Annotated in this window: 9 protein-coding genes and 1 other RNA gene; 8 read left to right on the top strand and 2 right to left on the bottom strand. The window is 71.0% G+C overall.

Annotation, left to right across the window (positions count from 1 at the left end; genetic code table 11):
- Together ACTIDRAF_RS0216985 and ACTIDRAF_RS29405 are read right to left on the bottom strand one after the other, a co-directional pair.
- On the bottom strand, nucleotides 1-1787 hold a 1787-nt coding region (locus ACTIDRAF_RS0216985), incomplete at its 3' end, for an MDR family MFS transporter (protein ID WP_083886402.1).
- A 192-nt stretch (nucleotides 1788-1979) separates the two neighbouring features.
- Entirely contained in the window at nucleotides 1980-2318 is a 339-nt protein-coding gene (locus ACTIDRAF_RS29405) for a hypothetical protein (protein WP_016699925.1), read from the bottom strand.
- Nucleotides 2319-2711: 393 nt separating this feature from the next.
- Here ACTIDRAF_RS29405 and ACTIDRAF_RS0216975 point away from each other — a divergent pair, with 393 nt between their 5' ends.
- From ACTIDRAF_RS0216975 to ACTIDRAF_RS0216950, 8 genes are all read left to right on the top strand, one after another.
- Nucleotides 2712-3212 (top strand): PadR family transcriptional regulator, encoded by a 501-nt coding sequence (locus ACTIDRAF_RS0216975; protein ID WP_026066198.1) that lies wholly within the window; start codon nucleotides 2712-2714, stop codon nucleotides 3210-3212.
- Between the two features lie 164 nt (nucleotides 3213-3376).
- On the top strand, nucleotides 3377-4480 hold the full coding sequence (gene prfB, locus ACTIDRAF_RS0216970; RefSeq protein ID WP_026066197.1) for a peptide chain release factor 2: 1104 nt from the start codon (nucleotides 3377-3379) through the stop codon (nucleotides 4478-4480).
- Nucleotides 4481-4624: 144 nt separating this feature from the next.
- Nucleotides 4625-5314: a cell division ATP-binding protein FtsE gene (gene ftsE / locus ACTIDRAF_RS0216965; protein ID WP_026066196.1), complete on the top strand. Its 690-nt coding sequence runs from the start codon at nucleotides 4625-4627 to the stop codon at nucleotides 5312-5314.
- A 62-nt stretch (nucleotides 5315-5376) separates the two neighbouring features.
- Nucleotides 5377-6279, top strand: a complete 903-nt coding sequence (gene ftsX / locus ACTIDRAF_RS0216960; protein ID WP_016699921.1) for a permease-like cell division protein FtsX — start codon at nucleotides 5377-5379, stop codon at nucleotides 6277-6279.
- Nucleotides 6280-6340: 61 nt separating this feature from the next.
- On the top strand, nucleotides 6341-6817 hold the full coding sequence (gene smpB / locus ACTIDRAF_RS0216955; protein ID WP_016699919.1) for an SsrA-binding protein SmpB: 477 nt from the start codon (nucleotides 6341-6343) through the stop codon (nucleotides 6815-6817).
- Nucleotides 6818-7008: 191 nt separating this feature from the next.
- Nucleotides 7009-7382: a transfer-messenger RNA gene (gene ssrA, locus ACTIDRAF_RS32945) on the top strand.
- Nucleotides 7383-7430: 48 nt separating this feature from the next.
- A complete protein-coding gene (locus tag ACTIDRAF_RS33895; protein WP_157163089.1) occupies nucleotides 7431-7568 on the top strand; it encodes a hypothetical protein in 138 nt (45 codons plus the stop codon).
- A gap of 369 nt (nucleotides 7569-7937) precedes the next feature.
- Complete coding sequence (locus tag ACTIDRAF_RS0216950) at nucleotides 7938-8954, top strand: tryptophan--tRNA ligase (RefSeq protein WP_016699918.1); 1017 nt, start codon at nucleotides 7938-7940, stop codon at nucleotides 8952-8954.
- The last annotated feature ends 291 nt before the right edge of the window (nucleotides 8955-9245 follow it).

Genomic DNA, 9245 nt, shown 5'->3' with positions numbered 1-9245 from the left:
GTCACGTACGGGGCGCCCGTTCCCGGCGCCACCCCGGCCCGGGCGGCCAGCCACGCGCGGGTGCTCGGCCCCTCCCGCTCGAGGTTCGCCACGATCCAGCAGGACGCCGGGCTCAGCCCGACCCCCGCCGCCGAGGCGAGCCGACGGTAGTAGTCGTGCCGCATGTCCCGGTCGGCGTACCGGGAGATGGCCAGCCGCAGTTCCTCCCGCGACTCCCGCGCGCTCGGCGCCGCCCCGAACCGGGTGCCCGGCTGGCCGCCCCGCACCGAGTCGCGGAGCGGGACCTCCCGGAGGAACAGGCTCAGGAGGAACGCGACCGCCGCGACGGGGGCCGCCATCAGGAACACCGGGCTGAGGGCGTCGACGTAGACGTCGATGAAGGAGCTCGCCAGCTCGGGTGGCAGCTGTCGCACGGCCTCCGGGTCGTTCTCCAGCGTCGCCGGGTCGACGCCGGGCGGCAGCGGCAGGTCCCCACCGCGCTCGGCGAGCCGGGGGTTGAGCCCGTTGGCGAACACCGCGCCGAACGTCGCGACCCCGAAGGAACCGCCGATCATGCGGAGGAACGTGTTGCCCGAGGTCGCGGTCCCCAGATCGGCGTAGTCGACGCTGTTCTGCACCGCCGTCACCAGGACCTGGAGCACACAGCCGAGCCCGGCGCCGAGCAGCCCGAAGTACAGCGACATGACGAGGGTGGAGGTGTGCTGGTCCATGGTGCTGAGCAGCAGCATCGCCACCGTGATGAGGGCGGTGCCGATGATCGGGAACACCTTGTACCGGCCGGTCCGGCTGATCAGGTTTCCGCTCCCGACGGAGGTCACGAAGATCCCGAGGACCATCGGGAGCAGGTGCACCCCCGAGAGAGTGGGGGATACGGAGTGCACGATCTGGAGGAACAACGGCAGGTAGGTCACCGTGCCGAACAGCGCGAAGCCGACGACGAAGGCCATCGCCCCGGCGACGGGGAACACCGGATCGCGGAAGAGGCGCGGCGGGAGCACCGGCTCGGCCGTCCGCCGGGCGGTCAGGCCCCACAGCACCAGGAGGACCACCGCCGCGACCCCCAGGCCCAGGACCACCGGTGAGCTCCACGGGTAGGTCGTTCCGCCCCAGGTGGTGAGCAGCACCAGGGACACCGCCGCTCCCGCGAGCAGCGCGGTGCCGAGGTAGTCGATCCGGTGGCGTTCGGTGTGCGTGCTCCTGGGGAGCACGGCGGCGACGACGGTCAGCGCCACCAGGCCCAGTGGCAGGTTGACGTAGAACACCCAGTGCCAGGAGAGGTGGTCGACGAACAGGCCGCCGAGGAGGGGGCCGGCCACCGACGCGAGACCGAACACGGCGCCGAAGACGCCCTGGTACCTGCCGCGTTCCCGAGGGGGGACGACATCGCCGATCAGCGCCTGCGCGAGCACGATGAGGCCGCCGCCGAAGAGCCCCTGGAAGGCTCGGGCCGCGATGAGCTGGGTCATGGTCTGGGCGAGGCCGCAGAGCGCGGAGCCGACCAGGAAGCCGACGATCGCGGCCTGGAACAGGCCTTTGCGGCCGTACTGGTCCCCCATCTTGCCCCACAGCGGGGTGGAGGCGGTGGACGCGAGGATGTACGCGGTGACCACCCAGGACAGGTGGTCCAGTCCGCCGAGGTCGCTGACGATCGTCGGGAGCGCCGTGGCGACGATGGTCTGGTCCAGGGCCGCCAGCAGCACCGTCAGCATCAGGGCGGTCAGGACCAGCGGCAGGATGACGTCGGTCGGCCGTCCGGCGGCCACCCGTGTTGCCGGCACCGATGCCATGCCACCTCCCGGGGTCGCCCGGCCTGGGCCGACGGACCGTCCCGGCTCGTCGGTTCGCCAGTGTGGTCGCGGCGGTGGGCGCCGGCAATCCGGTGGAACGGACAGCCGCGTGGGCGCCGCCGGCCAGCCGGGCCGCCCCGGCGTCCGACCAGGTCCGACGAGGTCCGACGAGCCTCCGGTGGGGCGGCCGGCTCAGGAGGAGGTCGGTTCCCCCGACTCGGCCACCACCGCCCGCCACCGTTCCCAGGCACGCCGCTCGGCGCGCTCGGCCTCCTCCCGTTCCTCCCGCTCCCGCTCGGCCTCCTCCACGCGTTCCGCCCACCGGCGGGCACAGGCCGCCGAACAGGCCCGCTCGGTGCCCGAGCGCCGGTGCTGTCCGCGCAGCGCGCGCCCGCAGACCCCGCACCGCTCCGCGTCGTCGGCGGGTGGGGGGAGGAGCCGCGTCCGCAGGGTGCGGGCGCGTTCGACGACCTGGTTCCGGACCTCGGCGCTCCGGGCGGCGGCCCTGTCGCGCAGCCAGCTGCGGTGCATTCGACGACTACCTCCGGTCGGGGGAATCTGCGGGCGGTCCGGGGGCCGGACCTCGTCATGCTCGGCCGGGCGCCCGGACCGCGCGCGGCGAGCCCCGGGTTTCCGCCCGATCGCGTGGTCCTTCCCCGCCTGGCCGCGAAAGTGGGCGCTGGGAGTCGGAGGCGATCGACTGGCGCGCGCCCGCGAAGTCCGGTAGGCGCCGGTGGGCGTCCCTGACCAGGCGATGTTCGGGCCGGGGCGGCTCCGTGACGGGGGTGGAGGAAGGCGGGGGGAACCACGGGCGGAACCGCGGCTGACCCTTTCGGGGCATCGTCGACGGCAGCGGCCCGGACAGGCCCCGACCGGACCTCGGCCATTGTGGACGTGCTGGACGTGCCGTGGCACCGTGGAGCCGTGTCCGAGTTGAACTCAACGTCAGCGGCGCTGCTCGGCCTGCTGCACGACGGTCCCATGACCGGCGGGCAGCTCGTCGCGGCGGTCGCCGAACGCTTTGGTGGGTTCTTCAGCGTCACCAGGAGCCAGGTCTACCGGGAGCTGCCGGCTCTGGCGCAGAACGGCCTCTTGCGGCTGGGCAAACAGGGCCCACGTTCCAGCCAGCAGTACGTGATCACCGCCGCGGGCAAGCGGGCCTTCAAGGCGTGGCTGAACTCCGAACCCGGGCCGGACAACCTCCGGAGCCCGTTGGTGCTCAGGCTCGCCTACGCCGGGTCGCTCACGGCCCGGCAGCGACGTGGACTGGTGGAGGCGGCCCGACCGGACGCCGCCGCCAGGCTGGACGCCGCGAAGCAGGACGCGAAGGCGGCGGAAGACCCCTACACCAAGGCGGTCGCCGACTTCGCGGTCGCGCACAGCCGAGCCCTGCTGAAACTGCTCGACACCGTGCCGACGGACTGATCCCGCGCCACGGTGGGAGGCGGGCCGGTACGGGCGCGACCGCCCACCGGGCGGTCGGCTCGGCCGTCCGACCGGGGAACCGCCGACGTGCGGAGCACCCGGCCGCCGGTCTCCCGCTCCCCGGCTGAGCGCGGGTCCCGGCCGAACGCGTACGCTTCGTGTTCGTGAACCCCGACGTCGCCGCTGACCTGAAGGACCTGTCCACCACGCTGTCCAGCGTCGAGGCCGTCATGGACCTGGACGGCCTGCGCACCGAGATCGCCGAGCTGGAGAAGCAGGCCGAGTCCCCGAGCCTGTGGGACGACGTGGAGCACGCCCAGACCGTCACCAGCAAGCTCTCCCACAAGCAGAGCGAACTGCGTCGCATCTCCGAGCTGAGGCAGCGCCTCGACGACCTGGAGGTGCTCTACGAGCTCGCGGAGGAGGAAGCCGACGCCGGCTCCGTCTCCGAGGCCGACGACGAGCGGGCGCGGCTGCGCAAGGACATCGCGTCGATGGAGGTCCGGACCCTGCTGTCCGGCGAGTACGACGATCGGGACGCCCTGGTCACCCTGCGCGCCGAGGCCGGCGGGGTCGACGCGGCCGACTTCGCCGAGATGCTGCTCCGCATGTACCTGCGCTGGGCGGAGCGCCACGGCTACAAGACCGACGTCTACGACACCTCCTACGCGGAGGAGGCCGGGCTGAAGTCCGCGACCTTCCGGGTCAGCGCTCCCTTCGCCTACGGCACCCTCTCCGTCGAGCAGGGAACGCACCGCCTCGTCCGCATCTCGCCCTTCGACAACCAGGGTCGTCGCCAGACCTCGTTCGCGGGTGTGGAGGTCGTTCCGGTCGTCGAACAGGCCGACCACGTCGAGATCGACGAGAAGGACCTCAGGATCGACGTCTACCGGTCCTCCGGGCCCGGTGGCCAGGGCGTGAACACCACCGACTCGGCCGTCCGGATCACCCACCTGCCCACCGGGATCGTGGTGTCCTGCCAGAACGAGCGGTCGCAGCTCCAGAACCGGGCGACGGCGATGGGCGTCCTCCAGGCCAAGCTGCTGGAGCGGCAGCGCCAGGAGGAGCGGGCCAAGCTCGACGCGCTCCGGGGCGACGGCGGCTCCAGCTGGGGCAACCAGATGCGTTCCTACGTGCTGCACCCCTACCAGATGGTCAAGGACCTCCGGACCGACTTCGAGGTGGGCAACCCGACGGCGGTGCTCGACGGCGACATCGACGGGTTCCTGGAGTCCGGCATCCGCTGGCGCCGGCAGTCCGAGAGCTGACCGGGGGCCGGCCCCTCCCGTCCCACCCGCGCGGCACCGGTGCTCCGCTGACTCCCCGCGCATGTCAGACACCCTCGGTGACCGTCGTGAGCTGGGGCGGGACGCGTCCGGGCGGCGCGACGGGCGTGAGTAGACTGGCCAGCCGTGATCCGGCTAGAGCACGTGACCAAGGTCTACAAGACCTCACCGCGCCCGGCCCTGGAGGACGTCTCGGTCAGCGTCGACAAGGGTGAGTTCGTGTTCCTCATCGGCCCGTCCGGGTCAGGGAAGTCAACCTTCCTGCGGTTGTTGCTGCGTGAGGACGTACCGACCAAGGGCGAGATCCACGTCGCCGACTGGGATCTGACGAAGCTGCCCCGGCGACGGGTGCCCCGGCTGCGGCAACGCATCGGCTGCGTCTTCCAGGACTTCCGGCTGCTGGTGAACAAGACGGTCGCCGAGAACGTCGCGTTCGCGCTCGAGGTCATCGGCAAGCCGAGGCACACCATCCGGAAGGTGGTGCCCGAGGTGCTCCAGCTGGTGGGGCTGGACGGCAAGGCCGAGCGGATGCCAAACGAGTTGTCGGGTGGCGAGCAGCAGCGGGTCGCCATCGCCCGCGCCTTCGTGAACCGGCCGCTCCTCCTCCTGGCGGACGAACCCACCGGTAACCTCGACCCCGACACCAGCCAGGACATCATGTTGCTGCTGGAGCGGATCAACCGCACCGGCACCACCGTCCTCATGGCCACCCACGACCACTCGATCGTCGACTCCATGCGTCGCCGGGTGGTCGAGCTGCAGTTCGGCAAGGTGACTCGTGACGACTCCCGAGGTGTCTACGGCGTTGGCCGTTAACTCCGGCCCCGGCTGAACCACCCCGCCCTCCTCCCCCGAATTCGCAAGGATCGCTTCCCCCGATGCGCGCCAGTTTCGTGTTCAGCGAGGTCCTCACCGGCTTGCGCCGGAACGTCACGATGACCATCGCGATGATCCTCACGACCGCAATCTCGCTCGGCCTGCTGGGCGGCGGTCTGCTCGTCGTTCGCATGATCGACCGGATGGGCGAGAACTACCTCGACCACCTCGAGGTGTACGTCCACCTCACGGACGACGTCAGCCAGAGCGACGCGACCTGCTCGGACGAACCCTGTGGCAGCCTCCAGTCCTCCCTGCAGAACGCGGCGGGCGTCGAGTCGGTGGTGTTCGAGAGCCGGGAGGAGGCCTACGCGCGGTTCCAGCAGATCTTCGCCGGTCAGCCCGAGCTGGTGGACCTCACCCGCCCCGAGTCGCTGCCGGCGTCGTTCCGGGTGAAGTTGGAGAACCAGGAGCGGTTCGCAGCGCTGGAGGAGGAGTTCAGCGGCCAGGCGGGCGTGAACCGGGTGGTGGACCAGGCCGAGTTCCTGGACCGGTTGTTCGACCTGCTCGGCGGTGTCCGGAACGCGACGTTCGCCGTCGCGCTGGTCCAGGCCATCGCCGCCCTCCTGCTGATCTCCAACACCATCCAGGTCTCGGCGTTCACGAGGCGGACGGAGGTGGGGATCATGCGGTTGGTCGGCGCGACGCGGTGGTACACCCAACTCCCGTTCCTCCTGGAGGCGGTGGTCGCCGGCCTGATCGGTGCGCTGCTGGCGGTCGGGGGCCTGGTCGTGGCGAAGCTCGGCTTCATCGACCGGGTGTTGCAGGGGCCGATCGAGGCGAACATCATCCCCGAGCTGTCGCTGGCCGACGTGTTGCTCATCTCGCCGGTGCTGTTCGGGGTGGCGGCGGCCGTCTCGGCGGTCACGGGCTACGTCACCCTGCGGCTCTACGTGCGCAACTAGTGGCGGTGCCCGGCGCCGCGGTCGGGGGAATCGGTTTGCGAGGACCCGTAGAGTTCATCGCATGGCGAAGGAACGAGGCCAGAAGGTGATCGCGTCGAACAAGCGGGCGCGACACGACTACTCCGTGCTGGACAGCTACGAGGCTGGGATCGCCCTGATGGGAACCGAGGTGAAGAGCCTCCGGGCCGGACGGGCTTCGCTGGTGGACGCCTTCGCCACCGTCGACGACGGGGAGGTGTGGCTCCGCGGGCTGCACATCCCCGAGTACGCGCAGGGGACCTGGACCAACCACACCCCGAGGCGGACCAGGAAGCTGCTGCTCCACAAGGCCGAGATCCTGCGGCTGATCGGGAAGACGAAGGAGAGCGGTCTGAGCCTCGTGCCGCTCTCCCTGTACTTCAAGGACGGCAAGGTCAAGGTCGAGCTGGCGCTGGCCAAGGGGCGGAAGGCCCACGACAAGAGGCAGGCCATCGCCAAGCGCGACGCCGAGCGGGAGATGGAGCGCGCCGTGGGCCGGGCCCGCAAGGGCAAGTGGTGATCCCCCGCGGGGTGTCGTAGCTCACGTTCGCGCCGTCGGCCCGTTGACCTGCGCGGTTGCCGGTCAAGGCGCGTTGGGGGATGGTGGGTGACGGGCACGGCGCCTGGTGGGCCCGGTCGTCGGAGGGCGAGCACCGGAAACGGGAATGATCCGGGCGGGCTCAGGCGTTATGCTGGATGCAGTCACGACAAGGGGGTGAACGGTTTCGACTCCGGACGGTGAGTCAGGGGAAGCGTGCAGGTGCAGGCGGGAGACCACCTCGAGCGTCGCCGCACAACAAATAAGCGCCGACAACAAGAGTCGCGCCGAGTTCGCCCTCGCCGCCTGAGCGAGGACTAACTCTGTCGGACCGGGAACGCCTTCGTCCCGGACCCCGGCATCATTGAGAAGGCTCAACTGCTAGGACTGGCTACGGGAACTGGCAGGACACCTCACAGTAGCTGGGCTCGTCACACCGGCAGGTTCGCGTGACCGGTGGAGCCGAGTAGAGGCACAGCGGACTGCGCACGGAGAAGTCCTGATGAAGCGTCGGAGGACCCGGGTTCAATTCCCGGCACCTCCACTCGGAACCACCAAGGGTGGCCCGCGACTCGCGGGCCACCCTTCGTGCGTCGTGGCCCCTCTTCCCCGGTGGGGCTCCGGGCGCGGTGAGGACGCCCACCTCACCGGGGTGGCGGCCAGGAGGACCCGGGCGGGCTCCTCGGGCCTGGTCGGCATCGGCGGGTGGCCGGTGGGCAGGTCGAGCAGGTGAGGTCGAGGTGGGCCGGCCCCGCCACGAACGGCGCACCGGGGCGGGTGCGCGCGGACTGCGCCCCCCGCTGGGAGTAGCACACCGCGGTGACGGGACCGTCCGCCGCCGTGCGACCGGCGCCCAGCCCGAGTCGCCGAGCCGGAGGCGGGGGTCTGGCCGGAGGCGGTGGAGATGTCCGGCGGAAGGATGCACCGAGCCGGTACGGGTACCGACACCCGGCGGGGAGCAGGAGGCGCGTGCCCGGCGGTTCCCCGCTCCCCTCTTCCCGGGCGTGGTGGCGGGGGAGGCCGGTGCTCGTCCCGCCGGGGCCGGGGCGCCGGCGGGAAACCAGCGGTGCCGTCCACGGCTGCCCGGGTAACATGCCCTGTCATGGCAGCGCCCGCACGCAAGGTCTCCCTGACCGGAATCAAGCCGACCGGTGACCCCCACATCGGCAACCTGATCGGTGCGATCCGGCCCGCCCTGTCGCTGGTGGAGGAGCACGACTCGATCTACTTCATCGCCGACTACCACGCGCTCACCACGATCCGGGACCCGGAGAAGGTCCGTGAGTACACGCGGAGCGTCGCGGCGACGTGGATGGCGGCGGGGCTGGACACCGAGCGGACGGTCTTCTACCGCCAGTCGGACGTGCCCGAGACCTTCGAACTCGCCTGGGTGCTGTCCTGCCTGACCGGCAAGGGGCTGATGAACCGGGCGCACGCCTACAAGGCGATGCGGGACCGCAACGCGGAGGCCGGGCGGGACGACCTGGACGCCGGCGTCAACATGGGGTTGTACAACTACCCGATCCTGATGGCCGCCGACATCCTGTTGATGAACTCGGACCTGGTGCCGGTCGGTCGCGACCAGACGCAGCACGTGGAGATCGCGGCCGACATCGCCGGCTCCTTCAACCACCACTACGGCTCGTCGTTCCGGTTCCACGTGCCCAGGGCGGTCGTGCCCGAAGCGGAGGCGGGGCGCACCCTGCCCGGCACCGACGGCCGGAAGATGAGCAAGTCCTACGACAACACCATTCCGCTCTTCCTGCCAGAGCCGAAGCTGAAGAAGCTGATCAGGCGCATTCCGACCGACAGCGTTCCCGTCGAGGAACCGAAGGACCCCGACTCCTCGCCCGTCTTCCGAATCCTGGAGCAGTTCGCCGACGCCGACACCACGGCGGAGACGCGGAAGCGGTTGGAGGCCGGCGGCGTCGGGTGGGGTGAGCTGAAGAACCAGCTCTTCGAGGTGCTCAACGAGCAACTGCGGGATCTCCGTGCCCGGTACGAGGAACTGATGCTGCCTGGCAGCGAGCTCGACCGCGCCCTCGCGGAGGGCGCTGAGAAGGCGCGCCGTCGGGCGCGTCCGCTGCTCGACCAGGTTCGGGCCGCCGTCGGCATGTGAGCGGCCGTGAGCGGTGGCGGGCGACCCGCCGCCACCGCCGCGCGGACGCGGGAGCCGGGTGACCCGTCCGGGCCGCGGACGTGCCGGACCGGCGGGGTGCCCGCCGTCACGGTCGTGGGACATCACGATGAATTCCCCGTGAATCCAGCACGCGTTCTCGACACGGTTCGCTGGGGTTGGTTCGATACCTCCGGGTTTGCGACCTCCCGAATCCCCCGAACCGCAAGGAGAACCGTGTCCGCCCCCAGACCTGCCGGTAGCCGGCCTCGTGCCCTGGCCGCCCTCGCGCTC

The organism is Actinoalloteichus spitiensis RMV-1378 (genome assembly GCF_000239155.1).
In the GTDB taxonomy this organism is placed as follows: Bacteria; Actinomycetota; Actinomycetes; order Mycobacteriales; family Pseudonocardiaceae; genus Actinoalloteichus_B; species Actinoalloteichus_B spitiensis.
The sequence above is the reverse complement of the archived record's forward strand: the minus strand, read 5'-3'. Positions and strand labels throughout refer to the sequence as shown.

Excerpts from the sequence above, each read along its gene's own strand:
- ACTIDRAF_RS29405 (WP_016699925.1), bottom strand. The coding sequence starts at position 2,318 with ATGCACCGCAGCTGGCTGCGCGACAGGGCCGCCGCCCGGAGCGCCGAG.
- ftsX (WP_016699921.1), top strand. The coding sequence starts at position 5,377 with ATGCGCGCCAGTTTCGTGTTCAGCGAGGTCCTCACCGGCTTGCGCCGG.
- smpB (WP_016699919.1), top strand. The coding sequence starts at position 6,341 with ATGGCGAAGGAACGAGGCCAGAAGGTGATCGCGTCGAACAAGCGGGCG.
- ACTIDRAF_RS0216950 (WP_016699918.1), top strand. The coding sequence starts at position 7,938 with ATGGCAGCGCCCGCACGCAAGGTCTCCCTGACCGGAATCAAGCCGACC.